The 18,401-nt window shown below is 69.8% G+C and carries 19 protein-coding genes; 5 read left to right on the top strand and 14 right to left on the bottom strand.

Annotation, left to right across the window (positions count from 1 at the left end; translation table 11 throughout):
* Both AB0M51_RS23370 and AB0M51_RS23375 read left to right on the top strand, forming a co-directional pair.
* On the top strand, positions 1-477 hold the full coding sequence (locus AB0M51_RS23370) for an NUDIX domain-containing protein (RefSeq protein ID WP_344195470.1): 477 nt from the start codon (positions 1-3) through the stop codon (positions 475-477).
* Complete coding sequence (locus AB0M51_RS23375) at positions 477-1,208, top strand: DUF3626 domain-containing protein (protein WP_344195468.1); 732 nt, start codon at positions 477-479, stop codon at positions 1,206-1,208. Before AB0M51_RS23370 ends, AB0M51_RS23375 begins: the two co-directional genes overlap by 1 nt.
* Here AB0M51_RS23375 and AB0M51_RS23380 read toward each other — a convergent pair.
* From AB0M51_RS23380 to AB0M51_RS23430, 11 genes are all read right to left on the bottom strand, one after another.
* Positions 1,205-1,528, bottom strand: a complete 324-nt coding sequence (locus AB0M51_RS23380) for a metalloregulator ArsR/SmtB family transcription factor (RefSeq protein ID WP_344195466.1) — start codon at positions 1,526-1,528, stop codon at positions 1,205-1,207. The two genes, AB0M51_RS23375 and AB0M51_RS23380, sit on opposite strands and share 4 nt — an antisense overlap.
* Complete coding sequence (locus tag AB0M51_RS23385; protein WP_344195464.1) at positions 1,521-1,949, bottom strand: SRPBCC domain-containing protein; 429 nt, start codon at positions 1,947-1,949, stop codon at positions 1,521-1,523. Before AB0M51_RS23385 ends, AB0M51_RS23380 begins: the two co-directional genes overlap by 8 nt.
* Positions 1,950-2,011: 62 nt before the next feature.
* Positions 2,012-3,235: an RNA polymerase sigma factor gene (locus tag AB0M51_RS23390; protein ID WP_344195462.1), complete on the bottom strand. Its 1,224-nt coding sequence runs from the start codon at positions 3,233-3,235 to the stop codon at positions 2,012-2,014.
* Positions 3,236-3,251: 16 nt separating this feature from the next.
* Positions 3,252-3,578, bottom strand: coding sequence for a YciI family protein (locus tag AB0M51_RS23395; RefSeq protein WP_344195460.1), 327 nt, complete (start codon positions 3,576-3,578; stop codon positions 3,252-3,254).
* A 137-nt stretch (positions 3,579-3,715) separates the two neighbouring features.
* Positions 3,716-4,285, bottom strand: a complete 570-nt coding sequence (locus tag AB0M51_RS23400) for a hypothetical protein (RefSeq protein ID WP_344195458.1) — start codon at positions 4,283-4,285, stop codon at positions 3,716-3,718.
* Positions 4,286-4,397: 112 nt separating this feature from the next.
* Positions 4,398-5,558, bottom strand: coding sequence for a serine hydrolase domain-containing protein (locus AB0M51_RS23405; protein WP_363750377.1), 1,161 nt, complete (start codon positions 5,556-5,558; stop codon positions 4,398-4,400).
* Positions 5,559-5,597: 39 nt separating this feature from the next.
* Complete coding sequence (locus AB0M51_RS23410; RefSeq protein ID WP_363750379.1) at positions 5,598-7,067, bottom strand: serine hydrolase domain-containing protein; 1,470 nt, start codon at positions 7,065-7,067, stop codon at positions 5,598-5,600.
* 8 nt (positions 7,068-7,075) lie between these two features.
* Complete coding sequence (locus AB0M51_RS23415) at positions 7,076-8,797, bottom strand: ABC transporter ATP-binding protein (RefSeq protein ID WP_344195453.1); 1,722 nt, start codon at positions 8,795-8,797, stop codon at positions 7,076-7,078.
* Positions 8,790-10,571, bottom strand: a complete 1,782-nt coding sequence (locus AB0M51_RS23420) for an ABC transporter ATP-binding protein (protein ID WP_344195451.1) — start codon at positions 10,569-10,571, stop codon at positions 8,790-8,792. The genes AB0M51_RS23415 and AB0M51_RS23420 overlap by 8 nt, the downstream gene beginning before the upstream one ends.
* A gap of 14 nt (positions 10,572-10,585) precedes the next feature.
* Positions 10,586-11,221 (bottom strand): response regulator transcription factor, encoded by a 636-nt coding sequence (locus tag AB0M51_RS23425; RefSeq protein WP_344195449.1) that lies wholly within the window; start codon positions 11,219-11,221, stop codon positions 10,586-10,588.
* Positions 11,218-12,312, bottom strand: a complete 1,095-nt coding sequence (locus AB0M51_RS23430) for a histidine kinase (protein WP_344195447.1) — start codon at positions 12,310-12,312, stop codon at positions 11,218-11,220. The genes AB0M51_RS23425 and AB0M51_RS23430 overlap by 4 nt, the downstream gene beginning before the upstream one ends.
* A 108-nt stretch (positions 12,313-12,420) precedes the next feature.
* Between AB0M51_RS23430 and AB0M51_RS23435 the strand changes: the two genes are divergently transcribed.
* Positions 12,421-13,431 (top strand): DUF418 domain-containing protein, encoded by a 1,011-nt coding sequence (locus AB0M51_RS23435; RefSeq protein ID WP_344195445.1) that lies wholly within the window; start codon positions 12,421-12,423, stop codon positions 13,429-13,431.
* 13 nt (positions 13,432-13,444) lie between these two features.
* Here AB0M51_RS23435 and AB0M51_RS23440 read toward each other — a convergent pair whose 3' ends face one another.
* Both AB0M51_RS23440 and AB0M51_RS23445 read right to left on the bottom strand, forming a co-directional pair.
* Positions 13,445-14,020 carry a dihydrofolate reductase family protein gene (locus AB0M51_RS23440; RefSeq protein ID WP_344195443.1) on the bottom strand — a complete coding sequence of 192 codons (576 nt, stop codon included), beginning with the start codon at positions 14,018-14,020 and terminating at the stop codon, positions 13,445-13,447.
* Positions 13,959-14,717 (bottom strand): hypothetical protein, encoded by a 759-nt coding sequence (locus tag AB0M51_RS23445; protein ID WP_363750384.1) that lies wholly within the window; start codon positions 14,715-14,717, stop codon positions 13,959-13,961. Before AB0M51_RS23445 ends, AB0M51_RS23440 begins: the two co-directional genes overlap by 62 nt.
* 74 nt (positions 14,718-14,791) lie before the next feature.
* Here AB0M51_RS23445 and AB0M51_RS23450 point away from each other — a divergent pair, with 74 nt between their 5' ends.
* Positions 14,792-15,706, top strand: a complete 915-nt coding sequence (locus AB0M51_RS23450) for a LysR family transcriptional regulator (protein WP_344195439.1) — start codon at positions 14,792-14,794, stop codon at positions 15,704-15,706.
* A gap of 31 nt (positions 15,707-15,737) precedes the next feature.
* Positions 15,738-16,499 (top strand): class I SAM-dependent methyltransferase, encoded by a 762-nt coding sequence (locus AB0M51_RS23455; RefSeq protein ID WP_344195437.1) that lies wholly within the window; start codon positions 15,738-15,740, stop codon positions 16,497-16,499.
* 10 nt (positions 16,500-16,509) lie between these two features.
* On the opposite strand, the gene AB0M51_RS23460 is transcribed toward AB0M51_RS23455, so the two are convergent.
* On the bottom strand, positions 16,510-18,138 hold the full coding sequence (locus AB0M51_RS23460; protein ID WP_363750387.1) for an ABC transporter ATP-binding protein: 1,629 nt from the start codon (positions 18,136-18,138) through the stop codon (positions 16,510-16,512).
* Between the last annotated feature and the right edge of the window lie 263 nt (positions 18,139-18,401).

Below are 18,401 nucleotides of genomic sequence, written 5' to 3' on the forward strand. Positions count from 1 at the left end.
ATGCACTCCGCCCGCCACCTGACGTCCCTGTACCTGGTGCGTGACCGTCGAGTCCTGCTCCTGTACCGCCGCGGCTCACGCGCGATCCCAGACTCCTGGGTCGGCATCGGCGGCCACCTCGAACCCGCCGAACTCACGGACCCGACCGCCGCCGCACTCCGCGAACTGCACGAGGAACTCGGCATCACCCCCGAGCAACTCGCCGACCTCGCCCTCCGGTACGTCGCCGTCCGCGACACCGGCACCGAGATCCGCACGACGTACTACTTCACCGCCGAACTCGACGCGGAGGCGGTCGTGCCGGCGGAATGCTCCGAGGGCGACCTCGCGTGGTTCGACCTGGTCGAGGATCCACGCCTGGACATGCCGGTGACCGCCAGGGTCGCGTTCACGCACTGGCTGGCCGTCGGCCGGCACGACCGGAAACTCCGCTTCGTCGCAGTCGACGCGGAAGGACACGAGATGGGGCCGGCGTGATGCTGGCCGTGCAGTTTCATCCGAACTGGCCGCACGGCTCGGGGACGGTGGTCGAGTCGATGGTGGGGGACGGGTTCTACCGGTCGCAGTTCGCCACCGGGATCTCGAACGGCGGGCTGACCGCGTTCCCGGGCGGGGATCGCTGGCGGTGGGAGAGTCGGCTGTTCGCCGGACGGTACGACGACGAGCCTGGAGCAGCTCGGCCGGTGTACGGCGTGTGGAACCGGCGGAACGATGTCTACGGCGGCGCGATCCGTTTCGGGTCGTCGTACCTGCGACTGAAGCCCGAGCTGATCGAACGGGCGACGTTCTGCTTCCCCGACTCCGCCCGCGACCCCGAGGACTACGGCGGCCGGGAGTCTCTGGCCCGCCTGTGCGGACTGGCGGACGCCGCCGGATCCGACGACCTGGACGACTACGTCGAGGCCCACATCCACGGACCCGTCGAATTCGCCAACGACGTCGACGCGCTGGTTCTCGACCCGTCGTTCATCGGCACCCCGGTCGAGGAGGCCGCTCGGGAGCTCCGCTGCCCGGTCGAGTACCACCCCGGTTTCCGCGGTACGCCGGCCACGTTCGACCCGGCGTACCGCGGTCCGGAGACCGTCGCGCTGGCGCGGGAGATCGGCACCGAGCTGACGCCGTACCTGCTCGGCGAGGCGGCGCGCGGACACCCGCCGCAGGCGATCAAGTACGTCTGGCACTGCCTGGCCCGCTACGGGCGGGTCTAGTCGTCCACGGACAGATCGCGCAGCTTGGTCAGCGCGTTCGACCAGTAGGACTCGTACTGCGAGATCCACGCCCCGAACGCCGCGTCGAGACCGCTGTCGTCGATCCGGTAGTGCTGATGCCGCCCCGCCTTCACCGCGACCACCAGTCCCGCCGCGCGCAACGTCATCAGGTGCTTCGAGATCCCCGACGCGACGAGCTCCGGGAACTCTGCCGCCAGCTCGCCGACCGTCAGCGACCGGCGCTCCATCAGCAGTTCGAGAATGCGCCGCCGCGTCGGGTCCGCGATCGCCCGGAACGGGTCTGCGGACTCGTCAGGCAACGCTGCTCACCGCGTCCGCGAGCTGTTCGAGCACGCGATGCTCGGTCATGCCGCGCACGTACGCGTCCCGGGTCCGCCGCCACGTCGCCGTACCGATACCGGCGAACCCGTCGTGCGTCAGCGCCACCTCGGTACCGTCGCCGGCCGCCCTCAGCTCGACGACCAGGCGCCCGGGATGTACCCAGCCCGCGTCCTCCTCGAGCCACGACAGCACAAGCCGTCCCTCGGGGACGAGTTCGAGGACGACGCCGCTGATCCAGGTCTCGCCGTCGGCGCCGAGCATCCGGTACGCGCCGCCTTCCTGGAGGTCGATCGTCAGCGTGGGTGAGAGCCACCGGCGCAGCGCCTCCTCGGTCCCGAACTGCCGCCAGACGACACTGGGCGGACGCGGGATCGTGATCCCACGGGTCACATCAGCCATCACCATCTCCTTACCATGTGGTAATCCATTACCTCATAGTAAGGCATGCGGAGGCAACCCCCTCAGCCCAGCTGATCGCGCCGCCGGGTCAGGTAGGCCACCTCGGCGGTGTTGCCGGACAGCTCGATCGCCGCGTCGTACGCCGCCCGCGACTCCCGGCTCCGGCCCAGCCGGCGGAGCAGGTCCGCACGGGTCGCGTGGTAGGGGTGATATCCGGACAGCTTGTCGGCGAGCCCGTCGACGATCGCCAGCGCGACCTCGGGACCGTCCAGCTCCGCGACCGCGATCGCCCGGTTCAGCGTGACGATCGGGGACGGGTCGATCCGCGTGAGCTGGTTGTAGAGCGCGACGACCTGCGACCAGTCGGTGTCGCGGACGTCGCGGGCGGAGGTGTGCACGGCGTTGATCGCCGCGAGGAGCTGGTATCTGCCGGGTGCGATCCGGCTCGCGATCCGCTCCCGCACCAGTTGATGGCCCTCGGCAATCATCGCGGTGTCCCACGCGCCGCGGTCCTGCTCGTCGAGAGCTACCAGCTCACCGGTCTGCGAGACCCGGGCAGTACGGCGTGCCTCGGTGAGCAGCATCAGCGCCAGCAGGCCGGCGACCTCGCCGTCGGCCGGAAGCAGCGCGCGGATCAGCCGGGTCAGCCGGATCGCCTCGCCGGTCAGCTCACCCCGCACCGGATCGGTGTCCGGTCCCGTCGCCAGGTAGCCCTCGTTGAACACCAGGAACAGCACCGCGAGTACGCCGGACACCCGGGTCGGCAGATCCTCCGCGGCCGGCACCCGATAGGGGATCCGGGCCGCCTTGATCTTCGCCTTCGCCCGGGTGATCCGCTGGCCCATCGCGGTCTCCTGGACGAAGAACGCGCGGGCGATCTCCGGCACGGTCAGCCCGCCGACCATCCGCAGCGTCAGCGCGACCCGGGTCTCCATCGCCAGGGCGGGGTGGCAGCACGTGAAGATCAGCCGGAGCCGTTCGTCGTCGATCACCCCGAGAGGCTCCGGCTGGTCGTCGTACGACATCTGAGCCTCCTTCTGCTTGTCGTCGCGCTTGTTCTCGCGGCGGATCCGGTCGATCGCCTTGCGGTTCGCGGTCGTGGTCAGCCAGGCGCCGGGGTTCGGCGGTACGCCGTCCACAGGCCAGCGCTCGACCGCGGTCGCGAAGGCCTCGGCGGCCGACTCCTCCGCGATGTCCAGGTCCCCGAACCGCTTGGCGAGCGAGGCGACCACCCGCGCCCACTCCTCGCGGTGTGCCCGGGTGATCGTCTCCTCGATCTCACTCACAATCACTCGCAGTCGCTCACAGGAACGGCCGCACCTCGAGCCGCCGGTTGCACGCCTTCGACGCGGCGGTCGCGAGCTTCAGCGCGACGTCCAGGTCCGGCGCCTCGAACACCCAGAAGCCGGCCAGGTACTCCTTCGACTCCAGGAACGGCCCGTCGGTGAAGATCGGCTGCCCGTCACCCCGCGCGTCGATCACCGTGGCGTCGCTCGGCGCGCTCAGCCCGCCCGCGAACACCCAGTGCCCGTCCGCCACCAACTCCTCGTTGAACGCGTCGATCGCCGTCATCTCCTCCGCGGTCGCCGACGCGGTCCGATGATCGATCACCGAAATCAGGTACTGCATCCCCATCTCCCTTCACAAGACTGCGTACACCCACCCAACGAACCGCACCACCCGAGTCCGACATTCTTGCGGACAAAAGAGTGACGGCCGGCCCGGCGGAGTATCCGCCGGGCCGGCGGTCGAGGGGGAGGGGACCCTCAGTTCTGGGAGGTTTCGGTGATCTGGGCACCGTTCTTGTCGCTCAGCGTCGTGACGCCGGCGATCGCGGTGTTGACGCCGTCCAGGCTGGACAGGTCGCCGCCGGTGATCTTGCTCTTCAGCCCGTCCAACTGGTTGCCCAGGGCGACCAGCGGCTTCTTCAGCACCTTGCAGAGCGCCGGGCTCGCGTTCACGTCCTCGCTGGCGATCTTGACCTCGTGGGCGATGAACGCCGCGGTCAGGCCTGCCTTGATGGTCGCCTTGAGCCGGCCGTGGGCGCCCTTCGCGAACGTGCCCGCCTTGTACGGCTTCCAGATCCAGCGGTGGAAGCTGCCCGCCGCGAGCCCGACGTGCGCGACGAACTTCGTCTTCGCGAACGACTTGGTGTTGCTCGCCGGACACGTGTCAGCCGCGGTCGACGTCGAGGGCGTGCTGCCCGCCGTCGGCTCACTCGCGCCCGCGGACGGCGTGGTCGCGGCGGAGCTGTTGTTCTTCGTGGAGCCGCCGCAGCCGCCGAGCAACAGCGCGACGAGCAGCAGTGGGACAATAGTCAGTACAGACCTACGCATGGATCAGGTTCCCCGTTCGTGAATCTCCGGCTCGGTGTGAGCCGGCACTCCTTCGGACGATACGACCGAAGAACGGGGAGACCCGGCAGGACAGGTCAGGTTTTGCCGTTCCTTAGGTCAGCGACTGGTACACACCGGTCCAGAAGTCCCGCTGGAACGCGAGCGTCGCATCGCCGGCGTGCGCGCGCTGCTGGATCAGGATCGCGGTCAGCTCCTCGGCCGGATCGTTGTACCAGCTCGTGCCGTAGAACCCGTTCCACCCGTAACTCCCGGCCGACGGCCCAAGCCGGGTGCGGTCGGTGACGATCCCTAGTCCCAGACCCCAACTCGTGGTCGCGAAGTACCCCGGATAGAACCCGGACACCGCCCGCTGCTCCGGCGTCAGCTGATCGCTCGTCATCAGCGTCACCGCCGCCCGGGACAGCACCTGCGTGCCGTGGTAGGTGCCGCCCGCGAGCAGCGCCGACGCGAACGCGAGGTAGTCCTCGGCCGTCGACACCAGCCCGCCGCTGCCGCTCTCGCACACCGGCGGGGCACTCCAGCGCCCGGTCTCCGGCACGTCCTCGACGACGGCCCCGTCCGGACCGTCCTCCACGTCGTACGCCGTCGCGAACCGGCCGAAGTTGGCCGGCTCGACGCTGAACCCGGTGTCTTTCATCCCGAGCGGCTCCAGGATCCGTTCCCGCAGCGCCGTCCCGAAGGTCTGACCGGTGGCCCGCTGGATCAGTACGCCGGTGACATCGGAGCCGGTGTCGTACAGCCACCGCTCACCGGGCTGATGGACGAGCGGGACCTTGCCGAGCCGCGCCACCCACTCGTCCAGCGCGGGCGCACCGAGGGCGTTCAGGGCGCCGGCGACCGGCGCCTCGTCGGGAACCATGCCGGTCCCGAGCGTGAACGCCAGTACGTCCCGCACGGTGATCGGCCGCGCCGCCGCGACGGTGTCGTCGACCGGCCCGGCGGGATCGGCAAGGACCCGCGGGTTCGCCAGCTCGGGTACGAGGTCGTCGATCGGGTCGTCGAGGCGCAGCGAGCAGTCCTCGATCAGCGTCATCGCGCAGGCCGCGACGATCGGCTTCGACATCGACGCCGTCCGGAAGATCGTGTCGGTCGCCATCGCCGGGCTGCCGCCGTCGAAGGCGAGCGTCCCCACCGACTCGACGTGCACCTCACCGCGACGCGCGAGCACCGCCAGGACGCCCGGGACCGCACCGGACTCGACCCGTCGCTCGAGCACCGCCCGCAACCGCGTCAACCGCTTCGTCGAGAACATCGTCGTCTCCCTTCGCCTGGCCACACCTGGACAACGAACTCAAGCACGCGGATCCGACAATTCGTGCAGCCGCACGTTCGCGTACGTCGGCGGCGTCCGGGTCAGGTCGAGCATCTCCCCGTGCGACGAGAGGTAGAGCCCAGGGCGGTACTCACGCAGCCGATAGGTCCCGCCGCCCCAATGGTCGAACAAGTGGACGCCGTTCTCCTTCCGCAACCGCGCCGTCCCGTCCCGGACCCCGGAAACGTGGATCGCGTAGTTCCGGTTCCACGGCCCGTCGGGCGCGGCGGGTGCCGGCTCCGGTACGTCGTTGCGGTACCAGACCCAGCGGCCCTCGACCGCCTCCAGGTACGCCGGAGGCCCGTCGTGCAGCCGGTACGACTCGTCGCCGACCCGGAACTCGCGCGGGCCGACGAACACCGCGGGCTTCCGCTCACCGCCCTCGACCAGGAAGGCCTGCTCACCGTCGACGACGACCGTCACCTGGTCGTACCTGCCCGCCATCGACTCGGCGGGCGCCACCGATCGCGTGGGAGCGGGCGGGGGAGAACTCTCGCCGACCAGCTCCCGGAAGATGTCGGTGGCGAGCTTCCACTGCAAGGGATGAGCCGTGGAGTTGGTCAGCACAACGACCCCGACTCCCGCCTCCGGGGCCCAGAGCATGTCCGACAGGAACCCGAACCCGCCCCCGCCGTGCCCGCGCACCGGAACACCGTTGGCCTTGGTGAGCGCGATCCCCAGCCCGTACCCGCGCCCTTCGTACATCTCGGCCAGCGCCTCGCCCTGCGTGAGGTGGAACTGCAGGTACCGGCACGCGTCGGTGACGGTCGTGTACAACCCGCCCGCGGCAACCATCGGCACCCGGACCGGCAACCGCGAGTACCCCGTCGAGTGCCCGATCGCCCGGTCGGTCTCGCGGGCGATCACCCGCGCGTCGAACGACGTCCGCTCCAGCCCGAGCGGGCCGAGCAACGACCGCCGGACGAACTCGTGGAACGGCAACCCGCTGCGCCGCTGCAACACGTACCCGGCCAGGTCGATCCCGAGGTTCGAATACTGGAAGTGCCGCCCGACCGGAAACCGCAACCAGGTCTCCGAGATGCTCCGGCAGTGCGCCTCGAACGACTCCCGCCCGACCAGGTAGTTCGACCCGACCGGCGCCTCGTGGGTGAAGCCCGCGGTATGACTCAGCAGGTGCCGCAGCGTCATCCGCCGCTCCGGATGCTCCTCGAACGGGCTGCGCACCCGGAACTCCGGCAGATACCGGACGATCGGCACATCCAGCTCGACCAGTCCTTCCTGTACGGCGTGCAGCACCGCGGTCGCGGTGTACATCTTCGAGCACGACTGGACGCTGAACATGGTGTCGGTCCCGACCGGTCTGTCCCCGCCGGCTCGTGTGACGCCGAAGCCGCCGGACCACAGCACGGAGTCCGCCGTACAGACACCGACCGCCATACCCGGCAGCCCGTGGTCCTGCATCTGTTCAGACAGGCCCGAGAAGTCCATAGACCCTTCTACCGCTCGGCAGGGTCTCCGTGCCACGCTCGCCAGAGCTGCCCGTAGACGCCGCCGGCGCTGACGAGTTCGTCGTGGGTCCCGAGCTCCACGAGTCTGCCGTCCTCCATCACCGCGATCCGGTCGGCATCATGTGCGGTCTGCAGCCGGTGCGCGATCGCGATCACCGTCCGGCCGCGCAGTACACCTGCCAGCGACTGTTCCGTTCGGCGTGCCGTCTTCGGATCCAGGAGGGCAGTCGCCTCGTCCAGGATCAGCGTGTGCGGATCGGCGAGGACGACCCGGGCGAGGGACAGTTGCTGCGCGGCGGCGTCGTCGAGGTCCGTGCCGACCTCGGTGTCCAGTTCGCCCCGGCGGCCGACGGCGTCGAGCGCGGCGTACAGCTCCTCGTCGGTCGCATCGGGTTTCGCGATCAGCAGGTTGTCGCGGACCGTGTCGTGGAAGACGTGATGGTCCTGGGTGATCAGTACGACGTGCTCCCGCAGCTGCTCGGGCGGCAGGTCCGCGACCGGCGTACCGCCGATCGTCACCGACCCGGTGCGGGGGCGATCGAGACCGGCGAGCAGGCGGGCGAGGGTCGACTTCCCGGCGCCCGACGTACCGACGATCGCGAGCCGCTCGCCGGGCTGCACGAGCAGGTCGATGCCGCGGAGTACGTCCCGGGCGCCGGTGTAGCTGAAGTGCGCGTCGTGCACCTGGATCCGGTCGCCGAGCTCCCGCGCCGGAACGGCCGGCTGCGGTTCGGGGACGTCCGCGAGACCCTCGACCCGCGCGTACGACGCCCCGGCACCCTGGAGTTGTTCGATCCAGAGCATGAGGGTGTCGAGCGGGCCGACCAACTGCCGCAGGTACACGGTCGCGGTCACGACGACGCCGAGGCTGACCAGGTTGTCGGCGTACAGTGCGCCGCCGACCAGCAGTACGCCGACCACGGGCAATGCCAGCGAGACGTCGACCCACGGGAACAAGACCGTCCGTAGCCAGAGAGCGTCGAGCCGGGCGGTCCTTGCGCGGGCAACGGCGGACTCGGTGACCTCGGAACGGCGGCGTTCCAGCCCGAGAAGCTCGACCGTACGGGCGCCCTTCGCCGTACTGACGACCGCGTCGGCCAGGTCCGCTCCGGTGGCTGCCACGGCGAGGTACGCCGGTCGCGCGCGGCGCAGGTACCAGCGCACAGCCGCGCCGGCGCCGAGGAGACAGATCAGGCCGCACAGGCCGAGCCGGAGGTCCAGGAGGAGCACCGCGACGATCAGGAAGAGCGCGTGCATGAGAGCTACGAGTACTTCGGGTACGGCGGATCGCAGGGTGGACGCGACCAGCGACGCGTCGGTGCTGCCACGGGCGATCAGGTCTCCGGCCGGCAGGTGATCCGCCTCGCGTGGCGGCAGCGCGAGGGCCCGGGAGAGGAAGCGTTCCCGCACCCGGGCCGCCGTGCGCTCGCCGAACCGGTAGCCGATCTTCAACACCCACCACGACAGAACGGTCTGTACGACCGTGAACACCAGCGTCGCGAAGGCAAGCCGATCGACCGTGCCGAGCCCGCCGCCCGCGCGGATCGTGTCGATGATGCGCCCGAGCAACCACGGCGCCGCCAGGCCCGCCGCCGACGCGAGCCCGTTGACGAGCACGACCCCGGCAACCGCACGACGATCGGCACCCAGATCCCGGAGCGCGGCTGCCCGGACCTCGGCCGGACCGGCGACCGGCAACTGTCTACTCATCGGCTGTCCTGGACACGAGGTCGCGATAGTGCGGGTCGCCGCGCAGGAGGTCCGCGTGCGTCCCGGCGGCGGACAGTTTGCCGTCGGCGAGAACGACCACCTCGTCGGCGCGGTCGAGTACCAGCGGCGACGAGGTGGTGATGACCGTGGTCCTGTTGCGCCTGGCCTCGCGGATGCGGTCGACGACCGCCGCCTCGGTGTTCGCGTCGAGCGCCGAGGTCGGCTCGACCGCGAGCAGGACGTCGGGGGCCGAGTACACCGCACGGGCGAGGCGGATGCGCTGCCGTTGACCACCGGAAAGATCGGTCCCACCCGCCGCGATCGGCGCGTCCAGCTCACCGGGCAGTGCCTCGACGACATCCTCGGCGACCGCGACCCGTAGCGCCGTTCGGATCCGGTCGTCGTCCGCGTCCAACCGCCCAGCGACCACCTCACGCACGGTGCCCGCGAAGACCTCGGCATCGTTGTCCGCGACAACCAACCGCCGCCGGAACTGCGCACGGTCCACGCCGTCGATCGACACATCCGCCCAGGTGACACCCGCCGCGGCCGTCAACCTCCCGAGCCGCTCGATCACCGCGACCGCCTCCGCCGGCCGGGCCGACACCAACGCGGTCAGCACACCCGGCCGAACCACGACCCCGGATTCGGGATCTGCCAACGGACCGCATCCGGGCGGGACCGCGCCCTGGCTCTCGGGCGGCACCGGCAGATTCAGCAGATCGATGATCCGCTGACCCGCGACGCGGGCGCGCGCGATGTCTCCGCCGCTCTCGATCAACGCGGAGACCGGGACGACCAGTACGGCGACGTACCCGTAGACCGCGACCACGTCCCCGATGGTGATCGCACCGGTGGCAGCCATCCGCGCCGACAGCCAGACGACCGCGGCAAGGAACAACGCCGGCAGCCCGGTGGACAACGCGCCCACCCAGCTCGCGGGACCGGCGACCCGGTACCCGTGCCCGATCAGCCGCTGCGACTCCTGTCCGTACCGCTCCGCGACGAACGCCTTCCCGCCCAGGCCGTTGAGTACTCGCAGGCCCGCGAGGATGTCGACGAGGCGAGTCGTCAGATGGCCTTGATGTACCCGGTACGTCCCGCCCGTGCGTTCGATCCGCTGCAGGAACGGGCCGACCGCGACCGCGAGCAGCGGCACGCCTGCGAGTACGACGGCCGCCAGGAGCGGGGAGATCGTGAACAGCACGACCGCGACCACGGCGTACGCGATCACCGCACCGACGCCGGGCCCGGTGACCGTCAACGCCTGCGCGACCGTGTACACGTCGCTGATCCCGACCGTCACCACCTCGCCCGCGCTCATTCGCCGCGACAGCGACGCGCCCAGGCGGGACGTATGCCAGACGGTCGCACGGACGGAGCGGAACGACGCGTCCATGCGGATCTTCGTCATGGTGCGGTGCCGTGCGATCCCGAGGAGTGCGTTGAGCACGCTGACACCGAGCAGCAGCAGGACCCACCAGGCCAGCGCGCTGATGTCCCGGGCGGCGAGGCCGTCGTCAACCGTCCTGGACAGGACCCACGGCGGTACGGTCAGGCCGACCATCCAGCTGCTGCCCAGCGCGGCGGCCCAGCCGACGCGGCGCTTTTGTTCTCGCGTGAGCCAGATGAGGAAGCGGAACGGGCTCGCCAGATCCCCTGCCCGCGGCGGTTCCCAGGTGTCGCGCATACCGTCCAGCCACCCGCGCACACGCCCCCGCCGCACTGCGCCGTCGCTGGTCATGGCGCAGATCATCGCAGCTCGTGATCGCATTCACAAAGGGTGGTCTACACCAGTCCCGACTGCCAGGCCCAGACGGCGACCTCGGTTCGGTTCCGGGCCTTGAGCTTGTTCTGGATGCCTGCGACGTGTCCCTTGACGGTGCTCAGCGAGATGAACAGCTCGGCGGCGATCTCGTGGTTCGTCCGGCCGCGGGCGATCGCGCGGACCACGTCGACCTCACGATCCGACAGGGGAGTGCCGGCCGCCGGACCGACAGGTGTCAGCCGGCGGAGCAGCCGGACGGTGACGGAGGGGGAGACGAGTGCGTCCCCGGCGTACGCGGCCCGGACCGCCTCGGTGAGCATGGCCGGGCCGGCGTCCTTCAGGATGAACCCGGCCGCGCCGCCCCGGAGCGCGCCGTACACGTATTCGTCGAGGTCGAACGTCGTCACGACGACGACCTTCAGCGGCTCGGGTACGTCGGGACCGGCCAGTGCGCGGGTGACCGCGACGCCGTCCAGACGCGGCATCCGGATGTCGACCAGGCAGACGTCCGGACGCAGGTCGCGAGCGAGGGCGATCGCCTCGACGCCGTCGGCGGCCTCGGCGACGACGCGGATGTCGGGCTGGTTCTCGAGGATCAGCCGCAGACCGCTGCGGACCATCGCCTGGTCGTCGGCGAGCAGCACGGTGATCGTCATCGGGCTGCTTCCAGCGGCACTGAGGCCGAGACTGCCCAGCCCGTGGCTTTCCCGGGGCCGGCTTCGAGCGTTCCGCCCAGCGCCTCGACGCGCTCGCGGAGACCGATCAGTCCGTAGCCTGCGCGTTGGTGCCGTCCCGCGGGCTCGGCGTCATCCGCCACCTCGACAGCCACCGCGCGGCGCTGTTGCGTGACGTGGACCGTCACAGTCGCGGCATGTGCTGCGTGACGGGCGACGTTCGTCAGCGACTCCTGCACGACCCGGCAGACGGTGATCATCACCTCCGGCGGCCAGGACGGTTCGGTTGCCGGAAGGTGAAGTTCGACTGCAGGCCCCTCGAAGCGCGCGACCAGCTCCCGGAGCTCGTCGAGACGGACCGGGCCGGCGACGAGGTCGTCGCTCCGGAGCAGGCCGACCATCCGCCGCATCGCCGCCAGCGCCTCGGCTCCGGCGACCTCGATCCCGGCGAGTGATTCGTCGTACTGCGAGGGCGTCCGGCCTCCCACGAGGCGCGCGCCCTGCGCCTGCAGGACGATGCCGGAGATGTGGTGCGCGACGACGTCGTGCAGCTCTCGCGCCAGCTCGAGCCGCTCGTCCTGACGGATCCGCTCGGCGGTGGCGCGCCGCCGTACGTCCCTGATCCGCGTTGCCGCTCCGGCGAGGACCGCGACGAGCCAGCCGATGGCGTTCACGGTGCCGATCCCCGAGCTGTGACCGATGGACAAGCTGCCGACGGCAACGATCAGCCCACCCCCTGCCACGGCAGTAGCCTGTGCCACCGGAAGCGCGGCGACTCCCGAGCCGACGAGCACCGCAAGCCCTACGGCCATCGCAGGCCCCGGCTCAGCGGGCAGCCCAGCCGTCCAGGCCACGACGATCGTGACGACCGCGACCCCCAGGCCCGCGACCGCCGCGCGCCACCGGTCGAACCGCCGTACCAGGGCGATCACCCCGACAACAGCTCCCGCCACCGCGTCGAGGATCCAGTACTGCGGCCCCCAGACCGTCGCGAGCTGGTACGCCGAGTATCCGAGCAGCGCGAGTACGACACCACCGAGCGCGACGTCCGTACTCGTTCTCGCAAAGCGCACACCTGCAGCGTACGGAACGGCCGGTTCTGGTCAGAACCGGCCGAAAGTACGGTCCGAACGTACTTCCGGCCGCTGCCGCCGCCGATTCGTGCCGTCCAGGGTTGGGGCATGCCTACCTCATCCGGACAGCCGCGGATCCTCGCGCTCGACGTGATCCGCGGCTTCGCGCTGTGCGGGATCCTGCTCGCGAACGTCCAGCCGATCTCCGGCGGACGCACGATCACCGCGTCGGGGGAGTCGGACGGCGCGACCTGGCTCGGCTTGTTCGTCGAACAGCGGTTCATGCCGATCTTCGCGCTGCTCTTCGGGATCGGGTTCGCGCTGCTGCTGCGCTCGGTCACCGGCCGGGTGCCGCGTCCACGGGTGCTGCTGTTACGCCGGCTGCTCACGCTGCTGGCGATCGGCGCCGCACATTTCCTGCTGCTCTGGTGGGGCGACATCCTCTCGACGTACGCCGTGATCGGCCTACTCGTCCTCCTGCCGTCGACCTGGCTCCCACCGCGCGCGGTCGCCGTCCTCGGACCGCTCCTGCTTCTCGTCTCGCTGATCACCGGCGACGGCAGGTTCTCACTCACTGCCGGCCTGTTCCTGACCGGTTCGGCGCTCGTCCGCCTCGGCATCGTCGACCGCGTCACCGCGGGGGAGAAGCCCGGCCGGGCCCTGCCGGCGGTCACGCTCACGCTGGCGCTGCTCGCCGTACCGCTGCTGATCTGGCAAACGCGACTACAGCCGGAGGACGGCACGTTCTCGCTCGCACTCGCCGCCGGCGGCCTCGTGGTCGCGACGTTCTACATCTGTCTGCTGCTGATCCTGCTGCGAACCCCGCTCCGGCCCGTCCTGAAGGCGATCTTCAGCCCCCTGGGCCGAATGGCACTCACGAACTACCTCTCCGCCACGATCCTGGTCCTCACGATCATCCGGGTCCTCGACCTGCACACCATCTCCACCCGGGACGTCGTCCTGATCGCCGCCGCCATCCTCACCACCCAGTCCCTCTGCTCCACCCTCTGGCTCCGCCACCACCCCAAAGGCCCCCTCGAATGGCTCTGGCGCTGGTCAACCTGGACCACCCGCCCACCTTTCCGCCTACCCTCCAAAGATGCAGCCCTACACCGGTGATGGCGTCACACGGTCACCCGTTCTGCGTGTGCCTCGGCTGATCTGCGCGCCGGTAGACGTGTACAACGATGCCGCTGGGAAACGGTAGAGCCTCGACCAGTTTCAGGTGCCGCGAGTCCGGGAGTTGATCGAACAGCGCCTGCCCGGCACCCAGCACCAGCGGCTGGATCAGCAGCCGGTACTCGTCGATAAGGTCCGCCGCAGCCAGCGCACCGGCCAACCGCCTGCCGCCCCACACGATCACGTCAGCACCAGGCTCCTCCTTGATCGCCGCGATCTCGGCCCCGAGTTCACCACGGGCGACCCGCGTCGTCGGCCACGCGGCCTCCGCATCGGTCAGCGTCTTGGAGAACACGATCTTCGGTATGTCGTTCATCGGGGCCGCGTACACGTCGTCCGACTGCGGCCAGTAGGACGCCATCTCCTGGTACGTCGTACGGCCCATGAGATGCGCCCCGGCCGTCCTGATCCGGTCGAGCTTCCACCGCGTCAGTTCGTCGCCTTCGGGAATCGACATTCCGGGGTGTTCACGATCGCTGCCGACGAATCCGTCGAGCGACATCGACATGTAGAGAATGACGTCTCGCATGAGCTGTTTCTCCTTTGTTTCGAAGAATGGACCACAGCAGGACCTGGTTCGCTTCCAGTACGAGGCGTCCGGTCCGGCGTTCCAATGGATGAATGGCGCGAGCAGCTCGAAAGCCGTTCCCGCCGAGGAATACGGCTTGAGCGTCGGGGGAGAGATTCTGAGCAATCCAGTCGACGACCATCGCCGGCTGAACATCGTCCGGATCGTCGGGAAGCTCCGCCATCCGAGCGTCCACGACCTCGAAGCGCTGACTCCGGAAGTACTCGGCACCTAGGTCGTTGAGCGAAGACCCGAACCACGGCGGATGAACAAGGCTGACTCGCTCGATGTTGCGAGACCGCAGCGCTGCCACCGCCGACAAACAAGTGGAATAGAACGGCCGGTTCCACCGATCCCGGAGCTGCTCCACGAGCTCGGACTCCGCGTCGTACCCGAGCGCATACCCCGATCCCGTCGATGCGAACGCGAGTACGTCAGCCTCCGGTAGCAGCACGGACGCGGCCTCGTCCAGTACTGCGACCCGCGCCTGAGCGCGCAGCTCCTCAGGTGTGTTGCCCGGAGCGGTCGCTGGTCCGGCTGGGATCCTCGAGACCTCGACGCGGACTCGGCCTGGTGCCATGTCCGGCAGTTCCGCGTCCGGGCCGGTTGTTGCGTGCGGCGTGAGTACGCCAACCGTGATCGCCTTGCCGGAGTCCATGCCTTGACCCTCGCAGCGTCGGCGGGTGCTATCAACGCCGATCTGCAGCACGGAACGTGTAGCATCGCTCAACGATGCCGGACGTCGAGTTGCGCGAACTCCGCGTGTTCCTGGTGCTCGCCGAGGAGCTGCACTTCGGGCGCACCGCGCAGCGTCTCGGCCTCACGACCTCGCGGGTCAGCCAGACCGTACGAGCCCTTGAGCGGAAGCTGGGCGGTCAGGAGCTGTTCCGCCGTACCAGCCGCGTCGTCCAACTGACCGAAGCTGGATCCGCGCTGTACGCCGAACTCCGTCCTGCGGTGAACGGCCTGGAACGGGTGTTGCGTACGGCGACGTTCCGGGGGACCGGCCCTGGTGTCGTGCGAGTGGGACTGCTGAACGCCGCCTCGGGCGTGGACGTCCTGAGTCGCGCGATCGAGCAGTTCGAGACGACCTACGCCGGCGCCACGGTGCAGCTGAGCACCACACCGTTCAACGATCGACTCGGCCCGCTACGTCGTCGCGAGGTGGACCTGGTCGTGACGCGCCTGCCGCTCGACCAGCCGGACATCGTCGTCGGCCCGGTGCTGAGCACGGACGACCAGCGCGTCGTGATGATCGGCCGTACCCATCCGCTCGCCGGCCGCACCGACCTGTCCGTCGAGGACCTCGCGGATCATGAGGTTCGACGACCGTACGGGCTGACTCCCGAAGCCGCTGAGGCGACCTGCCCGTCCACCACACCGTCCGGACGCAAGATCCGCTTCGTCGATGCGGCCGTCGACGACAATGCCGAGCTTCTGTATCTCCTGGCCCGTGGCCGCCTCGTCCACCCGACGGTCGCACCGTTCGCAGAACACTTCCAGCATCCCGACGTGCTCACGATCCCGCTCCGCGACCTGCCACCGTCCACCTGTGCACTGGCCGCTCTGAAAGAGGTCGAAGACCCGGCCCGCGACGCCTTCGTCAATATTGTGGACTCGCTCTCCAGGCCCTCAACCCTGCGGTGAGGCAGGGGCGGGACGGACTATGGTCTGTCTCGTGGCGAACTCAGAGGAATCACCGACTCCCGCGGCCGATCCGAGCCGGCCGTGGCTGCAGCTCGCTCCGGACTACGAGCGGGCTCGAGCCAAGGAGGACTCGCTGGACCGGCTTGTCGAATGGCCCGCGCAGCGAGAGCTTCTGGGCGATGTCGCCGGACGGTCGGTGCTCGACGTCGGTTGCGGCAACGGCGGGAAGCTTGCCGAGCTGGTTCGCGACGGTGCGACCGCTTCGGTAGGAGTCGACATCAGCGGCAACTTCCTGAGCGCTCCGCCACCCGGCCTGGAGTTGATCCAGGGCGATCTGTCCGAGCTGGATTCCGTCCCCGGACTCGCCGGCCGCACGTTCGACCGGATCTTGTTCCTGCAGTCGTTCGGCTATGCGAAAGATCCGGTCCGCACCCTGCAGGCCGCCCGCGCGATGCTCACCGACGACGGATTCATCCTGCTGACCAGAACACAACCGATCCGATACGCCGTCGAACGGTCCGAACGGAACGGGACCTCCTTAGGTGAGGAGTACTTCTCCACCGACGAATTCTCGTACCGCAGTGGCTGGAACGACGACATCATCCTCACGAAGCGCGCGTACACGATCTCTGACCTGATCAACGAGTTCAGTGCCGCCGGACTCTGGATCGAGACCGCGCTCGAGCCGCAACTGCCGGCGGAGGCCCGCCGTCGTTACCCGCACAAGCAGGAGTGGATGAACAAACACCTCGGCATCCTGATCTTCAAGCTCCGGCCCCGGCCCGGTCACTAGCGGTACGGGGTCAGCCGGCCAGGTGGGACCAACGCAGGGAGAGCTCGGACCAAGGACCGACCGCCACGACCGCACCGTCGACCAGTACGACCACCCGATCTGCCTGCGCCAGCGCAGCCCTTTTCGAGGTCGCGCCGATAACCGTCGCGCGGCGCTCCCGCAAGGATCTCCAGAGCTCGATCTCGGTGCCGGCATCCAGCGCGCTGGACACGTCGTCGGCGAGCAGCAGCTCCGCATCTGTTGCCAGGGCGCGGGCGAGCGCGAGGCGTTGCACCTGTCCGCCGGACAGTCGTACGCCGCGATGGCCGACCAACGCGTCCGCGCCACCGGCGTCAACGACATCGGCGTCCAGGCGGGCACCGGCGACCGGACCCTCGAACGCACGGGCATGCCCGAGCCGCACGTTGTCGGCGAAGGTGCCGGACAGCACCCGGGGTACCTGGGCAACATGCGCGACCTGGCCCGGGCGCAGGAACAGTTGCGGGTCGTCGACGAGTTCGCCGTTCCAGCGGATCTGGCCGCGATGATCGATCAGCCCGGCGAGCGCGGCCAGCAGGCTGGACTTGCCGGAACCGACCTGGCCTACCAACAGCACCAGCTCCCCGGCCTCGACGGTCAGGTTGACGTCGGAGACGCCGATCGTGCCGTCGTCGTGGATCGCGCTGAGGCCGACCAGGTCCAGCTGGTGCAGCCGGGTGCGCGGCACCGGCCCGGGTCCGGGAGCGACGCCGGCGACCAGGTCGACACCGGGCGGAAGGTCCATCAGGTCGGCACCGCCGGCGAGGCGGCTGGTCTCGGTCTGCCAGGCCCGGGCACCAGGCGCGTCGGTGACGACAGAACTGGCGACCCGTCCGAAGTAGTCGAAGCCGTTGACGGCATTCGCGACCAGCAGTGCGGTGGCCAGGCCCCAGAGGTTTCCCATGTACGCCGCCCAGGCCGACACGACGCCGATCTGCACCATCACGACAGGGACTCCGTTCAGGAAGGCTTGCACTCGGTGCTCTCGCACCGCAGCGTCCACCCGGCCGCGGTCGACCTGCCGCAGATGGGTGTGCACCTGCGGCATCGCGGCCGCCAGCTTGATCGTCCGGGCCGCGTCCAGCGCGGACACGAGTACACGGCCGAAACGGGCTCGAGCCGCCGACGCAGCGGCCGCTGACCGACCGGCGGCGGGGCGGCCCACGGTCGAGGTCAGCGCCGAGGAGACCATCACCGCCAGCAGCACAGCGCCAGCGAGCCACGTACCCCCGAGCAGGGCGGTGACGACGGCGATCACCAGGCCGTTGACGAAGTCGACCCAGCGGTCTCCGTAGGCGCCGATCCGGCCCGCATCCATGGAGCGGGCGACCACCTCGCCCGGCGGCGTACGGGGCAGGCGGTGCTGACTGGTCTGGGCGAAGAGCACCGACATCCGTGTCCGCAGCATCACCTCGACCCACCGGCGCGGATAACGCCGGAGGCCTTCGGCCATCATCAGCGGTGCGGCGAGCAGCGTCGCCACCAGGGCGACGGCGAGCCACGACGGCGCTCGCCCGTGTTGTAGAGCTTCTACGACCTGGCCCCAGACCAGGCCGGTCACCGCTCCTTGCGCTCCGGTGAGGCCCGCGAGCAGGAACAGCAGCGCGCCGATCACGCTCATTTCCGGACGGACCAGCAGCGCATGGGCGACGCCGCGGGCGAGACTCGGTCCGGTGCCGACGTCGGCCCGTTCAGGCAGCGCGCCGACCCGACGCCGCCCCCCAACAGCCTCGCCCGACCGATCGATCTGGGGATCCGTCTGCGCATCGGTCCACGGACCAGCCGGGGGACCAGCCGGGGGACCAGCCGGGGGACCAGCCGGGGGACCAGCCGGGGGACCAGCCGGGGGACCAGCCGGGGGACCAGCCGGGGGACCAGCCGGCG

The sequence above is a fragment of the Kribbella sp. NPDC051137 genome, assembly GCF_040682535.1.
GTDB classification, from domain to species: domain Bacteria; phylum Actinomycetota; class Actinomycetes; order Propionibacteriales; family Kribbellaceae; genus Kribbella; species Kribbella karoonensis.